Here is a 17,874-nt window from a genome sequence, read left to right as displayed (position 1 = left end):
ATGCGAATAATTGTCTACGGCAGTTTACGACGCAAACAGGGAAACAGCCATTGGATGACCAACGCCCAATGGTTAGGCGAGCATGAGCTCGAAGGTTATCAGATTTATAATCTGGGCCATTACCCGGCGGCGATCCCTGGAGAGGGCGCGATACATTGTGAGGTGTATCGTATTAACTCATCGATTCTGGCAGAGCTTGACGAACTGAAAAGCAACACCAAGGACTATAAGCGCGAGCTGATTCAGACGCCTTATGGCACTGCGTGGATCTACCTGTATCGACACAGCGTAGAGGGATATCCGCTCATTGAAAGCGGTGACTGGCTGAAGCGTCACGACGAAGCGTAATAAAAAACACCGCTCATTGAGCGGTGTTTTTTTCATCTATCGCCAGGGCGAAGACTTACTTCTTGGCGCGCTCGAAGGAGGCAACGATCTCGGCTTTGGCGGCGGCGGCATCGGCCCAGCCTTCCACTTTCACCCATTTGCCTTTTTCCAGATCCTTATAGTGCTCGAAGAAGTGAGCGATCTGGGCTTTCAGCAGTTCTGGCAGTTCGTTCACGTCTTTTACGTGATCGTATTCCTTGGTCAGTTTGCTGTGCGGCACTGCAACCAGTTTGGCATCTTCACCGGCTTCGTCGGTCATCTTCAGTACGCCGACCGGACGGCAGCGGATCACGGAACCAGGCTGCAGCGGGTACGGAGTAGGCACCAGCACGTCAACCGGATCGCCGTCCAGTGACAGGGTGTGGTTGATGTAACCGTAGTTGCACGGATAGAACATTGCGGTAGACATGAAACGATCAACGAACAGTGCGCCGGTTTCCTTGTCGATTTCATATTTGATCGGATCGGCGTTGGCCGGGATTTCGATAACAACGTAGATGTCTTCCGGCAGGTCTTTGCCAGCAGGGACCAGGTTCAAGCTCATGTCGGTTTCCTTTAATCAAACCAGAAATGGAGTGCCGGGTATTATAGCGGACTCTTTTGCGATTTCCTGCCCTTTTCATCAGCGTGGCCGCGCGCGTCTCCTTTAGCATGAATTTCCAGAATAATCCGTCGTTGCCGTCAAGTTTTTCCCTTTGGTGCCGATAAACCCAATAAATAATAACGGTGCGTGCGCCGTGTCATGCCTCTGCCTCTACCACACCTATTTGTCTAAAGCCGGGAAGAACACATGTTAAACAAGATTACGGTCAAGGCCGGGCTGATTGCCTTGCTGGGACTGATGACGGTATTGCTGATTATGGTCAGCGTAATCGGCGTAAACGCCATCAATCAGGGATCCCGCTCACTGCATACGCTGAACCAGATCCTGGGAGAGGAGCTGGGATCGCTGGCCAACAGCTCCAATCTGACGCTGCGTGCCCGCACCGCAGCATCGTTGGCGGTGCGCCAGCGCGAAACCGGCCAGATTGAGGTGTCCGATGCTACGGTAGGCCGTATCTACGGTTATCTGAACCAGTCGCAGCAGGAGATGGCGCGCTTTACTCGCGTTGGCACGGTGACCGAACAGGGTAAAGCGTTATCCAAACGCTTGCAGGCCAGTTATCAGGCCTATCAGGAACAGGGCGTGAGGCCGATGGCAGATGCCATCAAGGCCGGTGATATCGCCGGTTATTACGCCATTCAGGAAACGCGCATCTCAAAGTTGAGCATTGCGTTTGAAAACGATCTTGGCGAGTTCCGCAGCTTTGCCATGCAGATCGGTCAGCAGCGAGTAGATGAGGCGCAAGGCAATGCCAGTACGCAGATTATGCTGATCGTGGCGGCCGGCGTGCTCAGCGTACTGCTGGCAATAGTGGCCTGGTTTGCGCTGCGGGTGATCATTCTGCGGCCGCTGGATGTGTCGATCGCCGAGCTGGAGCATATTGCCAATGGCGATCTGACCCGTAACATTCACGGCGGCGGCACTACCGAAATGGGGCGTCTGACGCATGCCATGCAGCGCATGCAGCAATCTCTGGCGCTGTCGGTGAGCAAAGTGCGTGACGCCAGCAGCCAGATTGATATTGGATCGCGAGAACTGGCTGCCGGCAACGTACATTTGGCGCAACGTACCGAAGAGTCCGCGGCATCGCTGGAGGAAACCGCCGCCAGCATGGAACAGCTGACCTCAACGGTCAGAATGAACGCCGAAAATGCTCAGCAAGCCAACCAGTTGGCGTTGAGCGTGTCCGATATTGCCGATCGCGGCAGTCAGGTGGTTGGCCAGGTCAAAGATAAAATGCAGGCGATTACCGACAGTTCGCGCCGCATTGCCGATATCATCAGCGTGATGGACGGTATCGCGTTTCAAACCAATATTCTGGCACTGAATGCGGCGGTGGAAGCCGCGCGCGCTGGCGAGCAGGGCCGTGGCTTTGCCGTGGTGGCTGGCGAAGTGCGTAGCCTGGCACAGCGTAGTGCGCAGTCGGCCAAAGAGATCAAGGGGCTGATTGAAGCATCGCAAAATCGAGTGCAGGAGGGTGAGCAAATGGCCGAGTCTGCCGCAAAAACCATGAACGGCATTGCCGATGAGGTAGGGCGGGTTACGGCATTGATGCGTGAGATTTCAGCGGCGACCCGCGAGCAGAGCAGCGGTATCGAGCAGGTGAACGTCGCGGTCGCGCAGATGGATCAGGTGGCGCAACAGAATGCGGCACTGGTGGAGGAGTCCGCAGCGGCAACGCGTTCACTGGAAGAGCAGGCACAGGCGCTGGCGCACAGCATGGCGGCGTTCAAAGTGTAATTGGGCGACGGCGTACGGTAGCGCGGCCTGGAATGGTCGTCAGGGAGCATATCGGGCCGGACGAGCCGGCCCTGAATGGGGCTTTATTCGTCCGGGTATTCGGCAATAAAGCGTTCCGCGTCTTCCACCATGGATTTGGTGCCGACGAAGAATGGCGCGCGCTGGTGCAGTTTCTGCGGGGTAATGTCCAGAATGCGGTTTTTACCGTCGCTGGCTTTACCGCCGGCCTGCTCGGCCAGGAACGCCATTGGGTTGCATTCATACAGCAGGCGCAGTTTGCCTTGCGGATGACTGGCGGTACTTGGGTAGATATAAATGCCGCCTTTCAGCAGGTTGCGGTGGAAGTCGGCAACCAGTGAACCGATATAGCGTGAGGTATACGGGCGCTGGGTGGCTTCATCCTGCTCCTGGCAGTATTTGATGTACTTCTTCACCCCGAGCGGGAACTTGATGTAGTTACCTTCGTTGATCGAGTACATATTGCCGGATTCCGGGAAGCACACTTTCTCGTGAGAAAGGCAGAATACGCCAAGAGACGGATCGTAGGTAAAGGCGTGCACGCCATAACCGGTGGTGTACACCAGCATGGTGGAGGAGCCGTAAACCACGTACCCGGCTGCGACCTGGGCGCTGCCCGGTTGCAGGAAATCTTCTTCGGTAACAGGCGTACCGACGGGGGTGATGCGACGATAGATAGAGAAAATAGTACCGACCGAGACGTTGACATCAATATTGGACGAACCGTCCAACGGATCCATCAACACCACATATTTGGCATTTTCAGCACGCTCGCCGTCGAAAATCACGATTTCGTCTTCTTCTTCGGAAGCGATCCCGGCAACTTCACCGCGCGCTTTCAATGCGGCTTTCAGTTTTTCGTTTGCGTACAGGTCCAGTTTCATCTGAACTTCGCCTTGTACGTTGGAAACGCCGCTGGTGCCTAGAATATCCACCAGACCCGCTTTATTGATGTCGCGGTGGATGATCTTGGCGCCCAGCTTGATTGCGGAAAGCAATGCAGTCAGTTCGCCGGTGGCGTGAGAGAAGTCGTGCTGTTTCTCGACGATAAATTCGCCTAACGTTTTCATGACACAATCCCTGAATCTACGGATGGATAGCGGTTTGTTAACATACCGCCAACGTTTTCGCACAGCAGTGTAGCCCAAAGCATTGCGTCATTCATAGGCAAATCCATTTCTTCTGGACGATTCTGAGCGTTAGAATAAGCGCACATTCGACGTACTCAAATGAGAAACCTATGCGCATTCACATTCTTGGCATCTGCGGCACCTTTATGGGTGGGCTGGCCATGTTGGCTCGGTCGCTTGGACACGAGGTTACCGGTTCCGATGCCAACGTCTATCCTCCGATGAGCACGCTGTTGGAAAACCAGGGGATCGATTTGATCCAGGGGTACGATCCGGCGCAGTTGGATCCCGCTCCGGACATGGTGATCATCGGTAATGCCATGACGCGCGGCAACCCGTGCGTCGAAGCGGTGCTGGAACAGGGGATTCCCTATGTATCCGGCCCGCAGTGGCTGCATGATCATGTGCTGCGCGACCGCTGGGTACTGGCCGTTGCCGGCACCCATGGCAAGACCACTACCGCCGGCATGGCCACCTGGATCCTGGAAGCCTGCGGTTATCAACCGGGCTTCGTCATCGGCGGCGTACCGGGTAATTTTGACGTGTCCGCTCGCCTGGGTGGCAGCCCGTTCTTTGTGATTGAAGCGGATGAATACGACTGTGCCTTCTTTGACAAACGCTCGAAATTTGTGCACTACAGCCCGCGAACGTTGATCATGAACAACCTGGAGTTCGATCACGCCGATATTTTTGACGATCTTAAGGCGATTCAGAAGCAGTTCCACCATCTGGTTCGCCTGGTGCCGGGCAAAGGCAAGATCATCCTGCCGGACAACGATCCGCACCTGAAACAGGTGATGGCGATGGGATGCTGGAGTGAACAGGAGCTGGTGGGCGAAGAGGGCGTCTGGCGCGCCAATAAACTGACCACCGATGCCAGCCGGTATGAAGTGCAGCTCAATGGCGAAACGGTGGGCGAGGTCAACTGGACGCTGGTGGGTGAACACAATATGCATAATGGTCTGATGGCCATCGCAGCTGCTCGTCACGTTGGCGTGCAGCCAGCAGACGCCTGCCACGCCTTGAATGATTTTATCAACGCGCGTCGCCGTCTGGAACTGCGCGGCGAAGCCAACGGCGTCACGGTCTATGACGATTTCGCCCATCACCCGACGGCGATTCTGGCAACGCTGGCGGCGCTGCGCGGCAAGGTCGGCGGTACCGCACGCATCCTGGCGGTGCTGGAACCGCGCTCCAATACCATGAAAATGGGCATCAACAAAAACGAGCTGGCACCGTCGCTGGGGCGCGCCGACGAAGTGTTCCTGTTCCAGCCACACCATATTCCATGGCAGGTGGCGGAAGTGGCCGAAGCCTGTGTGCAGCCGGCCCATTGGAGCGCTGATGTGGATACGCTGGTAGAAATGGTGGTGAAAACGGCGCAGCCGGGCGACCATATTCTGGTGATGAGCAACGGGGGCTTTGGCGGTATTCACGACAAGCTGCTGACGGCACTGGCCAATAAGCCGGCAGCGCCGCAACGTTACTGACAGGCAATCGGGGTGGCATTGTCATCCCGTCGTTTGTTGCTACAGGGCCGCTTGCGGCCCTTAGGTTGCTGGCAAAGCAGGAAAAAGCGTGGTTTTTCCTGCTTTGTGGCGATCGGCCGAAAATCAATAAATTGATTTTCCTGCTTTTTTATTTATTGATCTCTACTCGTTCAGTGCAGGAATGAGGTTTATCGTCAGTCTGAGGGCCGCTTGCGGCCCTTTTGTACACCCATAAAAAAGGTTTATCGCATCAGCGTGAACCATAAAAAAAAGCCCCCGCGAGCGGAGGCAATGGGGTTCGTCGGATAGGACGACGAGGGGTTTCTTCAAAGAATTCGCGTTGACGTCAAACTCGGCAGTGGCAGTGACGAGGGTAATCAGTTCGATAACGCGTTCTTTGAATTGTTATTTGTAAATTTCGGCCGTCGCGTGCCAGTTGCCATTTTCATAGGCTTCGATAACGCGATAGGCTTTGGCGCCTTGCTTGTCGGCTTTGTCAGACAGCGCCTGACGAATGTCGGAAGGGGAGCCGGTCACTCCGCTGGCAGTAATGGTACCGATCGACTGCATGTTGCTGGCTTGCGCATTGTCCACCAGGCTAGCGGCACTGGCACCGAAACTGACGGCTGAGAGCAGGCTGACCGCAGCGAGAGTGATTTTCATGTTCATATTGGTAGTCCTTGATGGTGTCCATCCCGGCCAGGAAGGTCTTGCTAGCGTTTTTTATTCTTGAAGGCCGTGATAGGTACTGCTGTTTTCCAGAGATTTATTGCCCGTTGTCGGGTAATGCCGGTCGTGCTTACTTGTAGATTTCTGCGGTGGCGTGGTAGTTGCCTTCGTTACGCGCTTCGATCACCCGGTAAGCGGTAGCGCCTTGGGCATCCGCTTTGGCAGACAGCGCTGCGCGAATATCAGACGGTGCACCAGCGACGCCGCTAACGGTAATGGTGCCGGCGGATTGCAGTTTTGCCGCCTGATCTGTGCTAACGGATTGTGCTGCAAATGATCCGAAAGAAAGCATGGATAGGACACTTAATGCCATTACTGTAGTTTTAACTTTCATGATTTTGCCTCTTGGAATTCTTTTGTCAGTTCCTGTGAACTGTGATTTACGTCACGGAAATGAGTATACATCTAGTAACGTAAAAAATTAATAGTTGGCTAACTGTTTCTTGTGAAACTTACGCATAACGTTGATTATTTTTCATAGCAAAATGGAATAAAAAACGCTCACAAAACACACTTTTATTGTTAAATGGATGTAATTTCAACGGGCTAAGCGCTTTTGACCAAAAGTGCGGAAATTAATAGCAGGTATCACTAGTTACGGATAAATGTCATGGAAATGTGTCGCAGATGGGATGTTACGCAGCGTTATACGTGGTAGTCGATAGAGGGGCTATGCCGTGAACGTAAAGTAGTCGTTAAGAAAAGCTAATAAAATGCGGCGGAGATCCACATTTTATTAGCCATGGCGATCACAGCTCCTGCTCGAACACTTTCAGGATGGCTTCATACAGTTGACGAGCGCTGAAGTTGTTGGCGGGGGTGACAAAAATGGTGTCATCACCGGCAATGGTACCAAGTATGCCTTCGGATTTGCCCAGCGAGTCGAGTAAACGGGCCATTAACTGTGCCGCACCCGGACTGGTATGAATCACCACCACCGCATCATTATGGTCGACGTCCAGTACCAGGTTCTTCAGCGGACTGGTGGTGGTCGGCACACCCAGTTCGGCCGGCAGGCAGTAAACCATTTCCATTTTGGCATTGCGTGTACGCACCGCACCGAACTTGGTCAGCATGCGCGACACCTTGGATTGGTTAATGTTTTCGAAGCCTTCTTCCTGCAGCGCCAAAACGATCTCGCCTTGCGAGCTGAATTTTTCTTCTTTCAATAACGCTTTAAACGCCTTGATCAGATCTTCCTGCTTTGCGGGATTACGCATTTTGCACCGGTGAATGTTAACAATAGAGTTCATTATTATGCATATATATGAATTTTTATGCAACAAGGCACTGCCCGGAAAGGTCAAAGTAGCCCGGACAATAAGGAAAGGGCGGTATTTTAACAAAATCCGTATCTCATGAATATGCCCTTTTCACTCAGGGGAAAAGCCGCCTCACCGGTAAAGAAAATGTTATTAAAATGATGTTGTTCTGATGTTGTGTAAGGGTGTAATGTAACGGCCGGTTAACTTGCTCGTGAATAACCTCGCACTATTTTCGATTAGTGTGCGCTATGCCCTTAATGCGTAAGCTATTTAATCTAAAATGTCCGCGATCGAGACCATTTTGTTGCGCCATCTCTCAGTCCAACTGTTAAGAGATTGTTTTAAAAGGTGTAATAATCTAAGGTCCGTACCCAGAAATTCACGGCGCTTTTATATTTAAGATAATAAAGGAGTATAGGATGAAAGTTGCAGTTCTCGGTGCTGCTGGCGGTATCGGCCAGGCCCTCGCCCTTCTACTCAAAACCCAGCTTCCTTCAGGTTCTGAACTCTCCCTCTACGACATTGCCCCAGTAACCCCAGGCGTTGCCGTCGATTTAAGCCACATCCCAACCGCAGTGAACATCAAAGGCTTTGCCGGCGAAGACGCGAAGCCTGCCTTGCAGGGTGCGGATGTGGTGCTGATTTCCGCTGGTGTGGCGCGTAAACCAGGGATGGATCGCTCTGACCTGTTCAACGTCAACGCCGGCATCGTGCGTAACCTGATCCAGCAAGTGGCGGAAACCTGCCCGAAAGCCTGCATCGGTATCATCACCAACCCGGTGAACACCACGGTCGCCATCGCGGCCGAAGTGCTGAAAAAAGCCGGTGTGTATGACAAGAACAAACTGTTTGGCGTTACTTCGCTGGATATCATTCGTTCCAACACTTTCGTGGCCGAGCTGAAAGGCAAAAAGCCGGAAGAACTGAACGTGCCGGTAATCGGTGGTCACTCGGGTGTGACCATTCTGCCACTGCTGTCCCAGATCCCTGGCGTTACCTTCAGCGAACAGGAAGTTGCCGATCTGACCAAGCGTATCCAGAACGCGGGTACCGAAGTGGTTGAAGCGAAAGCCGGCGGCGGGTCTGCTACATTGTCCATGGGTCAGGCTGCGGCACGTTTCGGTCTGTCCCTGGTACGCGCGCTGCAAGGCGAGCAAGGGGTGGTAGAATGCGCCTATGTAGAAGGCGACGGCAAATATGCCCGTTTCTTCGCACAACCGTTGCTGCTGGGTAAAAACGGTGTGGAAGAACGCAAAGACATCGGCACCCTGAGCGCGTTCGAGCAAAAAGCGCTGGAAGAGATGTTAGACACTCTGCGCAAAGATATCGAGCTGGGCGAGACTTTTGTCAACAAGTGATAGCTTGCACTGAGTGAATCCTGATTAGGCCGCCGGACAGCGTTCCGGCGGTTTTTTTTGCCCGCAATTACGACTTTATCCGCGATTTGCGATCCAGCAACTGATGGGTATCGGGATCAAAATAGCGGCTCGGCCAGATGTCCGCCGGATGGATGCCCAGGGCATCGGCAATCAGCCATTCTCCCTTCGGCCACGGGCGGGACAGGGCATTTGCCAAGGTGGACGAGCTTAAACCGGCGCGTCGCGATACCGCTGCCAGCGTGGTGCCTTTCTTGCGTAATGCGGCAATAACGTCTGCCGGATGCCAATCCTGACTCCTTGAATTCATGTTTTCATTCCTTTTTTGATTAGTCAAAGTTCCGTTAGTGGTATAACTAACAGGCATGTATTAATCGTTCGCACAACATGAAACGCTTAGACGGAAACCAGAATACCATTATTTTCTAAAAATGGCGGTCTGGTTTCTTAAAAAACGTTGGCCACATAATTTTCCAGAGAAAAAGGTTATGAAAAACGAGTGGTTTGCCGCCAAGGAGCTAATAGGCATCGCAGGGTTACCGTCCTCACCACAGGGAATCAATCAAATGGCGCGCCGTGAGGGATGGCTTAGCCGTCGTCGCAAGGGGGTACAGGGTAAAGCGGTGGAGTACCACATCGAAAGCCTGCCGTTGCCGGTGCGTAATTTATTGATAATGCAAGAAGAGCCGGCCGGTTATCATGTTGAACGCAACGATTCGTTGGCGGTATGGATCGAATATTTCCGCCACATGACGGAGAGCGAGCGCGAACAGATATTGGCTTTTTTGATGCGGGAAGGCATTGGCAGCCTGTTGGCGCGCATCAGCGATGAGGCTACCGCTGATGCGATGACAGGCCCGGATAGCGAGCCTGAGAAAAGATAGGGAAACTGGGTTGCTAGAAATCCCGTTGCACCGCCAGATGCGCCAGGCCTTCCAGCGCGTCACGGAACGGTGATTGTGGCAGGACGTGCAGCGCAGCGATAGCCTTGTCTGCTTCTTCTTCCGCCCGCTGGCGGGTATAGCTCAGCGAACCGCACTGCTCCATGGCTGCCAGCACCGGCTCCAGTAAATGCCGCCCGTTGCCCTGTTCGATGGCGCCGCGAATCATCGCCGTCTGCTGCGCATTACCGTGGTGCATGGCGTGCAGCAGCGGCAACGTCGGTTTGCCTTCATTCAGATCGTCGCCGGTGTTCTTGCCCAGTGTGACGCCGTCAGCGCTGTAATCAAGCAGGTCGTCAATCAATTGGAAGGCGGTGCCCAGATAGCGGCCATAATCCTGCAGCCCCTGTTCCTGTGCCTCAGTGGCGCCGGACAAAATGGCGGAGGACTGTGCGGCGGCTTCAAACAGGCGCGCGGTCTTGCTGTAGATCACCCGCATGTAGCTTTCCTCGGTAATGTCCGGATCGTGCACGTTCATTAATTGCAGCACTTCGCCTTCGGCAATCACGTTGACCGCCTCCGACATCAACGCCAGTACCCGCAACGATTCCAGACTGGTCATCATCTGAAACGCGCGCGTATAAATGAAGTCACCCACCAGCACGCTGGCGGCATTGCCGAACGCCGCGTTGGCGGTTGCCTTGCCACGGCGCATATCGGACTCATCCACCACATCGTCATGCAGTAATGTGGCGGTGTGGATGAACTCGATCAGCGCAGCAACGGTAATGTGCTTGTCACCCTGATACTGCAACGCCCGAGCTGCCAGTACGGCGATCATCGGGCGAATGCGTTTACCGCCACCGCTGATAATGTAATAGCCAAGCTGATTGATGAGCGTGACTTCGGAATTCAACTGTTCAAGAATTGTTGCGTTCACGGCCGCCATATCCTGCGCGGTTAACTCGGTAATTTGTTCTAGGTTCATTGTATTGTTTTCAGCTGTGTTTCTCTTCACCGCGTTGAGATCGCTGCTCACATCGGTACATGGCGGTAACTGTTCCTTGATTGTACTTGAAAAACGCCTCAGATAAACGCCAGGAAAGAAACTGTGCTTTTTTTCTTCTTTTTTCTGCTTCAGGCCGGATTCTGCTCTTGTCATGTGCTGTATTTTTGCGTAGAATTCGCGCCCTATTGTGAATATTTATAGCGCGCTCTGTACTACACGGTTGAGCACGCGGAAAGCGGAGTTTTATATGTACGCGGTTTTCCAAAGTGGTGGTAAACAACACCGAGTAAGCGAAGGTCAGACCGTTCGCTTGGAAAAGCTGGACATCGCAACTGGTGAAGCGGTTGAGTTTGACCAGATTCTGATGATCGCTAATGGCGAAGATATCAAAATCGGCGTTCCTTTCGTCGATGGCGGCAAGATCAAAGCTGAAGTCGTTGCTCACGGTCGTGGCGAGAAAATTAAGATTGTTAAGTTTCGTCGTCGTAAGCACTACCGTAAGCAGCAAGGCCACCGTCAGTGGTTCACTGACGTCAAAATCACCGGCATCAGCGCTTAAGTTAGGAGAGCGGATTAATGGCACACAAAAAGGCTGGCGGCTCGACTCGTAACGGTCGCGATTCTGAAAGCAAACGTCTGGGCGTTAAGCGCTTTGGCGGCGAAGCAGTACTGGCAGGCAGCATCATCGTTCGTCAGCGCGGCACCAAATTCCACGCTGGTACCAACGTGGGTTGCGGCAAAGACCACACTCTGTTTGCTTTGAAAGACGGTAAAGTCAAATTCGAAGTTAAAGGCCCGAGCAATCGTAAATTCATCAGCATCGACGCTGAATAATTTTTCGAGCCTTACTAAATAGATGTAAGCCCCGCAATTCGTTGCGGGGCTTTTTACATTTATACCCGGCATATTCAGATTGCAGGCGTGCCGAGCGTGCCCGAAACGCGCTTCAGGCGGTAGTGGGGCAACGGGCTGGTTCGCAGTACCAAGCGGTTTGCGACCGAGTTGACGCTCCTTGCAATTAGGGTATAGGGCTGTGCAGCGGCCCGACAGCGCGCAGGCAAAAATCACGAATGGAAACAAAACAGCAGGTCGGTATTGGCATTTTTCTGGCGGTGACCACGGCGGTTTGCTGGGGGGCATTGCCGATTGCCATGAAGGAAGTGTTGCAGGTGATGGAGCCGTTTACCGTCGTCTGGTATCGCTTTACCATGGCGGCCATCGGGTTGGGTCTGATCCTGGCGGTGCGCGGCAGGTTGCCGCCGCTCAAGATGTTCCGCCAGCCGCGCTGGCTGCTGTTGCTGGTGATTGCTACCGCGGGGTTGCTGGGGAACTTTGTGTTCTTCAGCTCTTCGCTGCAATACCTCAGCCCGACGGCTTCGCAGGTTATCGGCCAATTGTCGCCGGTCGGCATGATGTTTGCCAGCGTGTTGATTTTAAAAGAGCGAATGCGTATTACCCAGGTGATTGGCGCCTTGATGCTGATTTGCGGGTTGATGCTGTTCTTTAACGTTAGCCTGATCGAAATCTTTACCCGCCTGACGGATTACACGCTTGGCGTGCTGTTGGGGGTGTGCGCAGCGATGGTATGGGTAACCTACGGCGTGGCGCAAAAAGTTCTGCTGCGTCGATTGGCCTCGCCGCAGATTCTGGTAATGTTGTACACTTTATGTGCAGTCGCGTTGTTCCCATTGGCGAAACCGGCGGTTATTTTCCAGCTCAGCAGCTGGCAATTGGCCTGTCTGCTGTTTTGCGGTGCCAACACGCTGATTGGCTATGGTGCGCTGGCGGAAGCCATGGCGCGCTGGCAGGCCGCGCAGGTGAGTGCGTTAGTAACGCTTACTCCACTGTTTACCCTGCTGTTTTCAGATTTATTGGCGTTGGCCTGGCCACAGGTATTCACCGCGCCGACGCTCAATGTCGTCGGTTATGTCGGTGCTTTCGTGGTGGTTGCCGGCGCCATGTTTTCCGCAATTGGTCACCGGTGGTGGCCGCGACGGGCAGAAACCCGCCTGGTTGCTCCTCTAAAGCAACCCGGTGAATGAGTTACGGAGACGGTAAATGAAGTTTGTAGATGAAGCAGCGATTTTGGTCGTTGCAGGTGATGGTGGTAATGGTTGCGTCAGCTTCCGCCGCGAAAAATATATTCCGAACGGCGGTCCAGATGGCGGTGACGGCGGCGATGGCGGTGACGTTTATCTGCTGGCGGACGAAAACCTGAACACGCTGATCGATTACCGCTTTGAAAAATCTTTCCGCGCGGAGCGTGGCCAGAACGGTCAGAGTCGTGACTGCACCGGGAAGCGCGGTAAAGACGTCATCATCAAGGTTCCTGTGGGCACCCGCGTGAAAGATCAGGGCACCGGAGAGATCCTCGGCGATATGACGCGCCATGAGCAGCGTCTGATGGTCGCCAAAGGCGGTTGGCATGGCCTGGGCAACACCCGTTTCAAATCCTCGGTAAACCGTGCGCCGCGCCAGAAAACCAACGGTACGCCGGGCGAAGAGCGCGATTTGCTGCTGGAATTGCTGTTGCTGGCTGACGTAGGCATGCTGGGGCTGCCGAACGCCGGCAAATCCACCTTCATTCGCGCGGTTTCCGCTGCCAAGCCGAAGGTCGCGGACTATCCGTTTACCACGCTGGTGCCAAGCCTGGGCGTGGTGCGTATGGACAACGAACAAAGCTTCGTGGTGGCCGATATTCCGGGGCTGATCGAAGGCGCTTCCGATGGTGCCGGTTTGGGCATTCGCTTCCTGAAGCACCTGGAGCGTTGCCGCGTATTGCTGCACCTGGTGGATATCGCGCCGATCGATGAATCCGATCCGGTCGAAAACGCCCGCGTGATCGTTAACGAACTGAACCAGTACAGCGAAAATCTGGCGCAAAAGCCACGCTGGCTGGTGTTTAACAAAGTTGACCTGCTGGACGAGGAAGAGGCCGCCGAGCGTGCCAAGGCCATCGTTGAAGGCATGGGCTGGGAAGGCAAGTACTACATGATCTCCGCCGCCAACCGCGCCGGCGTCAATGCGCTGTGCTGGGATGTGATGAACTTTATCAACACCCAGCCTAAAGCGATGGCGATCGAAGAAAGCGCGCCGGAAAAAGTGGAATTCATGTGGGATGACTACCACCGTGAACAGATCGCCGAAGTGGAAGCCGAAGCGGACGATGACTGGGATGATGACTGGGATGAAGAAGACGACGAAGGCGTCGAGTTCATCTACAAGAAGTAATTACCGATTGTCATGATTGGAGGGCCCTGCTTGATGCAGGGCCTTTTTCTTTTGCGTATCGGCGGGACTATCAGGGTTTCAGCGCGTCGTTCGGTAGCCAGCACTGGGCGTTTAGTCCGTGGCTGTCGCTACGGTTTTCCAGCGTCAGACGCCCCTGGTGTAGTTGTACGATACGGATGACGATGTTCAAGCCCAGGCCGCTGCCGCCGTAGCGTTGATCCATACGGCGAAACGCCTGGGTGATTTCCCCGATCATGGTTTCCTTGATTCCCGGCCCTGCGTCGATCACCTGTAGCAGATGCCCTTCAGCCTGCTGCGCCAGCCGTACCTGAATGGTACTGTCCTGCGGGCTGTAGCGATGGGCGTTTTCCACCAGGTTACGCAACAGCAGCCGTAACAGCACCGGATCGCCACGAGTCGGCGCAGCGGGCGGCAGCTGCCACACCAGGCGCTGCTGGCGTTGCGCCGCCAACTCGGTCAATTCTTCCTGCAGTGGCTGGATGACGTTATCCACCCAGTCGAACCGCTGATAATGACCGCCGGCGAAGTTCTGCCCGGCGCGTGACAGCATCAGCAGCTGTTCAACCGTGTGCATCAGTTGATCGATACGGGCAATCAGCAAGGTGCTTTCCTTGACGCCCTGTTGTTCCATCAGTTCCAGATGCAGGCGGATGCCGGCCAGCGGCGTGCGTAGTTCATGCGCCGCATCGGCAGTAAACAGCCTTTCTTGCTGGATGGTATTGTCCAGCCGCGAAAAGAGCTGGTTCAGCGCGGTAGTGACCGCGACCATTTCGCGACTGTCGCTGTTGACGGGCAGCGGTGACAGGTTGTCGGCAGAACGCTGCTCCAGACGCGTTTGCAACTGATTGAGTGGCCGGATAATCCAGCTGATGGCCCAGAACGATGCCAACAGCGTGACCATCATCATGATCAGCGACGGCGCCAGCAGTGAAGCGATGGCTTCGGCGATTTCGTTGTCGACCCGCTCGGTGCGTACCTTGGCGGTCAGCGTTTCATCAACCAGAAAACTGATTTGCTCGCGGCTTTCATGCCATAACCACAAGGCGCTAATCAACTGAGTGATCAGCAGGATCAGCGCCAGCATCAGCAAGAGGCGACGACGCATGCTGATCATGGCAGAGGTTCCAGACGGTAGCCGATGCCGCGCACGGTGCGGATACGATCCTTGCCCAGCTTGCGGCGAAGATTGTGGACGTGTACTTCGAGCGTGTTGGAGCCGAGATCGTCGTTCCAGGTATACAAATCCTGCTGCAACAGCTCGCGATTGACCGTTTGTCCGGCGCGCATCATCAGGCGTGACAGAATGGCAAACTCCTTGGGGGTGACGTCCACCGGCTGTTGCTGGACGTACACCTGCTGGCTGGACAGGTTTAGCGTCAGATCATCCAGTTGCAGCAGGTTGTCGCTGTGGCCCTGATAGCGGCGTATCAACGCGCGTACCCGCGCCTTCAATTCGACCAGTGCGAACGGTTTGACCAGATAATCGTCGGCACCGGCGTCCAGCCCGTCGACGCGGTCCTCCAGCGCGTCGCGGGCGGTGAGGATCAGCACCGGCAGGTCGATATGCTGGCGGCGCCACTGGCGCAGCAGACTGGCGCCGTCCAAATCCGGCAGGCCCAAGTCGAGGATCACCATGCTGTACTGGCTGCTGACAATCAACGCGTTGGCCTCGGCGGCACTCAGGGCGCAGTCGCAGGCGTAGCCTTCGCTGGCCAGCGCCATGGCCAGTCCCTGTAGCAACAGTTCATCATCCTCAACGATCAGTAATTTCACATTGGGCCTCGGTTATTTTGCTACTCAGTTATTTTGGTAGATATCCTTGTACAGCCGGCTTTCAAAACGCACCAGTGGGATACGACGCTGCCGCTGGTCTTCCGGCGGCACCGCATAGCCCGACAGATACTGTACGAAGGCCAGGCGCTGGCCGCTGGCGGTGGTGATAAACCCGGCCAGGTTGTACACGCCTTGCAATGCCCCGGTTTTCGCCGATACTTTGCCGTCGACGCCGGCTTCATGCAGACCGCCGCGATAACGCAAGGTGCCGTCGTAACCGGACAGCGGCAGCATCGAAATAAAGTTCAGTTCGCTGTCATGCTGAGCGATGTATTGCAATGCCTGCATCATGGTGGCCGGTGCCAGCAGGTTGTGGCGCGACAGACCCGAGCCGTCCACCACGATGCTGTTGCCGAGGTCCACGCCGGCTTTCTGGCGCAGTACCTGACGCACGGCGTCGGCACCAGCCCGCCAGGTACCCGGAACGCCGAAGCGTTCATGGCCGATGGTACGAAATACGGTGTCGGCAATCATGTTGTCGGACTTTTTCAGCATAATCTTCAGCAGATCGTGCAACGGCGCCGACTGGGTCTGCGCGATGACCGTCCCGCTGATGCCTGGCTGTGTCTGGCGCTTCAGATGACCGTCAATCTGGATACCAGCCTGCGTCAGCTCGTCTTTCAATATCGCGCCGGCATAACTGGCGCCGTCCTGAATGGCGAAGGCCAGCGGCAAAGGGTCGCTGCGCTGCGTCAGACAGCCGGTCAGGGTAAAGCGGTTCAATTCGCCCGGCACCACGTCCAGCTCGCAGTATTGGGCGTCTGGTGAGCCTTTGGCCAGGGTACGCACCTGGCTGAACATGTTCACCGGATAATAGGACGCAACGCGGATAAACGCCATGTCGCCGGGTTTCGGCGCGCTATACAACGACACCGAGAAGCAGTTGCGGTCAACGATGGCCGCCGAGGGCGGGGCGCTGAAACACTGCGTCAAATCGTTCCATGGCCAGCCTGGCGCCTTGTCATGACTGGCGAATACCGAGGTATCAACCAGCACGTCGCCGGTGATTTGCCGCACGCCCTGCTTTTTCAGCACTGCGACCATGTTGCGCAGGTTTTGGCGCTTAAAGGTTGGATCGCCGCCGAAGCGGGCGATCAGGTTGCCCTGTAACACGCCGTCGTTAATGTTGCCCTGGCTTTCCAGCGTGGTGCTGAAACGATAGTCCGGGCCGAGCTGCAACAGGGCCGCGAGAGCGGTCAGCACCTTCTGGGTACTGGCGGGCAGGGCCATTTGCTGAGAGTGATAATCGATGACCGGCGCCGGTGCGCCGATCTTCTGAACTACCAGGGCAAGGTTGGCCCCATCAGGCAAATATTGTGTGTAATCTTCAACCGGGGCCGCATTTACATTTAGAACAAATGCGCAAGCCAATGCACTGACAATTCGTGAAAAACGCATAATCTCGGAATAGCTGCTGGGTAACGTGCCGCCATACTACGGCGCATTCAGGGAAAAAGTAAACGATGACCCTCAAGGAACTCTACGCTAAAATGCGTATCAAAATGCAAAATCGATCCTGACTTGGGCAACAGTTCCGAGTCAGGCTTCTTTTGTTTATCGCCTGGAGGCGGCTGGCGGTAGCCATCCGTGTTTTCATACGAATACGTCAGGATGACGGTTATTTGAACAGGAAAGATTTAGAGGTAGTGAAATTATGAAACAGATTCCGATGACCTTGTTTGGCGCTGAAAAACTGCGCGAAGAACTTGAATATTTGAAGAGCGTGCGCCGTCCGAAAATCATTGCTGACATTGCGGAAGCGCGCGAACACGGCGATTTGAAAGAAAATGCCGAATATCATGCGGCACGTGAGCAGCAGGGTTTCTGTGAAGGTCGTATCCAGGAAATCGAAGCCAAACTGTCCAACGCCCAGGTGATTGATATCACCAAAATGCCCAATACCGGCCGCGTGATTTTTGGTGCCACCGTCACGGTGATGAACCTGGATACCGAAGACGAAGTCACCTACCGCATCGTTGGTGACGATGAAGCCGATTTCAAGAAAAATCTGATTTCGGTCAATTCCCCGATGGCGCGTGGTTTAATCGGTAAAGAACAGGACGACGTGGTGGTGATCAAAACCCCCGGCGGCGACGTAGACTACGAAATCCTGAAAGTGGAATACCTCTGATTGGCCAACGCTGGTCAGAAGTTCGGCAG

General features: G+C 54.7%; 20 protein-coding genes. 10 read left to right on the top strand and 10 right to left on the bottom strand.

What is annotated here, in order from left to right:
* Positions 1-348, top strand: coding sequence for a gamma-glutamylcyclotransferase (locus tag NYE85_RS02345; protein WP_259002696.1), 348 nt, complete (start codon positions 1-3; stop codon positions 346-348).
* Between the two features lie 55 nt (positions 349-403).
* Here the strand turns inward: NYE85_RS02345 and ppa are convergent, their stop codons facing one another.
* The gene (ppa, locus tag NYE85_RS02340) at positions 404-931 is read right to left on the bottom strand and encodes an inorganic diphosphatase (RefSeq protein WP_259002695.1); all 528 of its coding nucleotides are present in this window, start codon (positions 929-931) and stop codon (positions 404-406) included.
* A gap of 246 nt (positions 932-1,177) precedes the next feature.
* On the opposite strand from ppa, the gene NYE85_RS02335 reads away from it, so the two are divergent.
* Positions 1,178-2,731, top strand: coding sequence for a methyl-accepting chemotaxis protein (locus NYE85_RS02335; RefSeq protein WP_259002694.1), 1,554 nt, complete (start codon positions 1,178-1,180; stop codon positions 2,729-2,731).
* Positions 2,732-2,814: 83 nt separating this feature from the next.
* Here NYE85_RS02335 and fbp read toward each other — a convergent pair whose 3' ends face one another.
* On the bottom strand, positions 2,815-3,819 hold the full coding sequence (gene fbp, locus NYE85_RS02330) for a class 1 fructose-bisphosphatase (protein ID WP_004955940.1): 1,005 nt from the start codon (positions 3,817-3,819) through the stop codon (positions 2,815-2,817).
* A 170-nt stretch (positions 3,820-3,989) separates the two neighbouring features.
* On the opposite strand from fbp, the gene mpl reads away from it, so the two are divergent.
* Positions 3,990-5,369: a UDP-N-acetylmuramate:L-alanyl-gamma-D-glutamyl-meso-diaminopimelate ligase gene (gene mpl / locus NYE85_RS02325; RefSeq protein WP_259002693.1), complete on the top strand. Its 1,380-nt coding sequence runs from the start codon at positions 3,990-3,992 to the stop codon at positions 5,367-5,369.
* A 405-nt stretch (positions 5,370-5,774) separates the two neighbouring features.
* On the opposite strand, the gene yhcN (NYE85_RS02320) is transcribed toward mpl, so the two are convergent.
* From yhcN (NYE85_RS02320) to argR, 3 genes are all read right to left on the bottom strand, one after another.
* On the bottom strand, positions 5,775-6,038 hold the full coding sequence (gene yhcN / locus NYE85_RS02320) for a peroxide/acid stress response protein YhcN (protein ID WP_259002692.1): 264 nt from the start codon (positions 6,036-6,038) through the stop codon (positions 5,775-5,777).
* 130 nt (positions 6,039-6,168) lie between these two features.
* Positions 6,169-6,432: a peroxide/acid stress response protein YhcN gene (gene yhcN / locus NYE85_RS02315; RefSeq protein WP_259002691.1), complete on the bottom strand. Its 264-nt coding sequence runs from the start codon at positions 6,430-6,432 to the stop codon at positions 6,169-6,171.
* A 415-nt stretch (positions 6,433-6,847) separates the two neighbouring features.
* Positions 6,848-7,318, bottom strand: coding sequence for a transcriptional regulator ArgR (argR, locus tag NYE85_RS02310; RefSeq protein WP_259002690.1), 471 nt, complete (start codon positions 7,316-7,318; stop codon positions 6,848-6,850).
* A 464-nt stretch (positions 7,319-7,782) separates the two neighbouring features.
* Here argR and mdh point away from each other — a divergent pair, with 464 nt between their 5' ends.
* Positions 7,783-8,721, top strand: coding sequence for a malate dehydrogenase (gene mdh, locus NYE85_RS02305; RefSeq protein WP_004955932.1), 939 nt, complete (start codon positions 7,783-7,785; stop codon positions 8,719-8,721).
* A gap of 67 nt (positions 8,722-8,788) precedes the next feature.
* On the opposite strand, the gene NYE85_RS02300 is transcribed toward mdh, so the two are convergent.
* Positions 8,789-9,049 carry a helix-turn-helix transcriptional regulator gene (locus NYE85_RS02300; protein WP_259002689.1) on the bottom strand — a complete coding sequence of 87 codons (261 nt, stop codon included), beginning with the start codon at positions 9,047-9,049 and terminating at the stop codon, positions 8,789-8,791.
* 178 nt (positions 9,050-9,227) lie between these two features.
* Between NYE85_RS02300 and NYE85_RS02295 the strand changes: the two genes are divergently transcribed.
* The gene (locus NYE85_RS02295) at positions 9,228-9,623 is read left to right on the top strand and encodes a DNA-binding protein (protein ID WP_259002688.1); all 396 of its coding nucleotides are present in this window, start codon (positions 9,228-9,230) and stop codon (positions 9,621-9,623) included.
* 13 nt (positions 9,624-9,636) lie between these two features.
* Here the strand turns inward: NYE85_RS02295 and ispB are convergent, their stop codons facing one another.
* Entirely contained in the window at positions 9,637-10,608 is a 972-nt protein-coding gene (gene ispB, locus NYE85_RS02290; protein ID WP_259002687.1) for an octaprenyl diphosphate synthase, read from the bottom strand.
* 268 nt (positions 10,609-10,876) lie between these two features.
* Between ispB and rplU the strand changes: the two genes are divergently transcribed.
* From rplU to cgtA, 4 genes are all read left to right on the top strand, one after another.
* Complete coding sequence (rplU, locus tag NYE85_RS02285) at positions 10,877-11,188, top strand: 50S ribosomal protein L21 (protein ID WP_004955927.1); 312 nt, start codon at positions 10,877-10,879, stop codon at positions 11,186-11,188.
* Between the two features lie 17 nt (positions 11,189-11,205).
* On the top strand, positions 11,206-11,463 hold the full coding sequence (gene rpmA / locus NYE85_RS02280; RefSeq protein ID WP_004955926.1) for a 50S ribosomal protein L27: 258 nt from the start codon (positions 11,206-11,208) through the stop codon (positions 11,461-11,463).
* A 236-nt stretch (positions 11,464-11,699) separates the two neighbouring features.
* Positions 11,700-12,671: a DMT family transporter gene (locus NYE85_RS02275; protein WP_259002686.1), complete on the top strand. Its 972-nt coding sequence runs from the start codon at positions 11,700-11,702 to the stop codon at positions 12,669-12,671.
* 16 nt (positions 12,672-12,687) lie between these two features.
* Entirely contained in the window at positions 12,688-13,860 is a 1,173-nt protein-coding gene (cgtA, locus tag NYE85_RS02270) for an Obg family GTPase CgtA (protein ID WP_004955923.1), read from the top strand.
* A 70-nt stretch (positions 13,861-13,930) separates the two neighbouring features.
* Here cgtA and pmrB read toward each other — a convergent pair whose 3' ends face one another.
* The 3 genes from pmrB to dacB are packed head-to-tail and all read right to left on the bottom strand — an operon-like array spanning position 13,931 to position 17,112.
* On the bottom strand, positions 13,931-14,995 hold the full coding sequence (pmrB, locus tag NYE85_RS02265; protein WP_259002685.1) for a two-component system sensor histidine kinase PmrB: 1,065 nt from the start codon (positions 14,993-14,995) through the stop codon (positions 13,931-13,933).
* Positions 14,992-15,654 carry a two-component system response regulator PmrA gene (gene pmrA, locus NYE85_RS02260; RefSeq protein WP_259002684.1) on the bottom strand — a complete coding sequence of 221 codons (663 nt, stop codon included), beginning with the start codon at positions 15,652-15,654 and terminating at the stop codon, positions 14,992-14,994. The genes pmrB and pmrA overlap by 4 nt, the downstream gene beginning before the upstream one ends.
* A 24-nt stretch (positions 15,655-15,678) precedes the next feature.
* Complete coding sequence (gene dacB, locus NYE85_RS02255) at positions 15,679-17,112, bottom strand: serine-type D-Ala-D-Ala carboxypeptidase (protein WP_259002683.1); 1,434 nt, start codon at positions 17,110-17,112, stop codon at positions 15,679-15,681.
* A gap of 256 nt (positions 17,113-17,368) precedes the next feature.
* Here dacB and greA point away from each other — a divergent pair, with 256 nt between their 5' ends.
* Positions 17,369-17,845 carry a transcription elongation factor GreA gene (gene greA, locus NYE85_RS02250; RefSeq protein ID WP_259002682.1) on the top strand — a complete coding sequence of 159 codons (477 nt, stop codon included), beginning with the start codon at positions 17,369-17,371 and terminating at the stop codon, positions 17,843-17,845.
* Positions 17,846-17,874: the final 29 nt, after the last annotated feature.

The organism is Serratia sp. AKBS12, assembly GCF_024793895.1.
Lineage (GTDB): Bacteria > Pseudomonadota > Gammaproteobacteria > Enterobacterales > Enterobacteriaceae > Serratia_F.
This window is presented reverse-complemented; position numbering and strand designations above follow the sequence as displayed.

Coding starts and splice junctions, on each gene's coding strand:
- fbp (WP_004955940.1), bottom strand. CDS start 3,819: ATGAAAACGTTAGGCGAATTTATCGTCGAGAAACAGCACGACTTCTCT.
- rpmA (WP_004955926.1), top strand. CDS start 11,206: ATGGCACACAAAAAGGCTGGCGGCTCGACTCGTAACGGTCGCGATTCT.
- cgtA (WP_004955923.1), top strand. CDS start 12,688: ATGAAGTTTGTAGATGAAGCAGCGATTTTGGTCGTTGCAGGTGATGGT.
- NYE85_RS02295 (WP_259002688.1), top strand. CDS start 9,228: ATGAAAAACGAGTGGTTTGCCGCCAAGGAGCTAATAGGCATCGCAGGG.
- NYE85_RS02345 (WP_259002696.1), top strand. CDS start 1: ATGCGAATAATTGTCTACGGCAGTTTACGACGCAAACAGGGAAACAGC.
- rplU (WP_004955927.1), top strand. CDS start 10,877: ATGTACGCGGTTTTCCAAAGTGGTGGTAAACAACACCGAGTAAGCGAA.
- ppa (WP_259002695.1), bottom strand. CDS start 931: ATGAGCTTGAACCTGGTCCCTGCTGGCAAAGACCTGCCGGAAGACATC.
- NYE85_RS02275 (WP_259002686.1), top strand. CDS start 11,700: ATGGAAACAAAACAGCAGGTCGGTATTGGCATTTTTCTGGCGGTGACC.
- yhcN (WP_259002691.1), bottom strand. CDS start 6,432: ATGAAAGTTAAAACTACAGTAATGGCATTAAGTGTCCTATCCATGCTT.
- ispB (WP_259002687.1), bottom strand. CDS start 10,608: ATGAACCTAGAACAAATTACCGAGTTAACCGCGCAGGATATGGCGGCC.
- dacB (WP_259002683.1), bottom strand. CDS start 17,112: ATGCGTTTTTCACGAATTGTCAGTGCATTGGCTTGCGCATTTGTTCTA.
- mpl (WP_259002693.1), top strand. CDS start 3,990: ATGCGCATTCACATTCTTGGCATCTGCGGCACCTTTATGGGTGGGCTG.
- mdh (WP_004955932.1), top strand. CDS start 7,783: ATGAAAGTTGCAGTTCTCGGTGCTGCTGGCGGTATCGGCCAGGCCCTC.
- greA (WP_259002682.1), top strand. CDS start 17,369: ATGAAACAGATTCCGATGACCTTGTTTGGCGCTGAAAAACTGCGCGAA.
- yhcN (WP_259002692.1), bottom strand. CDS start 6,038: ATGAACATGAAAATCACTCTCGCTGCGGTCAGCCTGCTCTCAGCCGTC.
- NYE85_RS02335 (WP_259002694.1), top strand. CDS start 1,178: ATGTTAAACAAGATTACGGTCAAGGCCGGGCTGATTGCCTTGCTGGGA.
- argR (WP_259002690.1), bottom strand. CDS start 7,318: ATGCGTAATCCCGCAAAGCAGGAAGATCTGATCAAGGCGTTTAAAGCG.
- NYE85_RS02300 (WP_259002689.1), bottom strand. CDS start 9,049: ATGAATTCAAGGAGTCAGGATTGGCATCCGGCAGACGTTATTGCCGCA.
- pmrB (WP_259002685.1), bottom strand. CDS start 14,995: ATGATCAGCATGCGTCGTCGCCTCTTGCTGATGCTGGCGCTGATCCTG.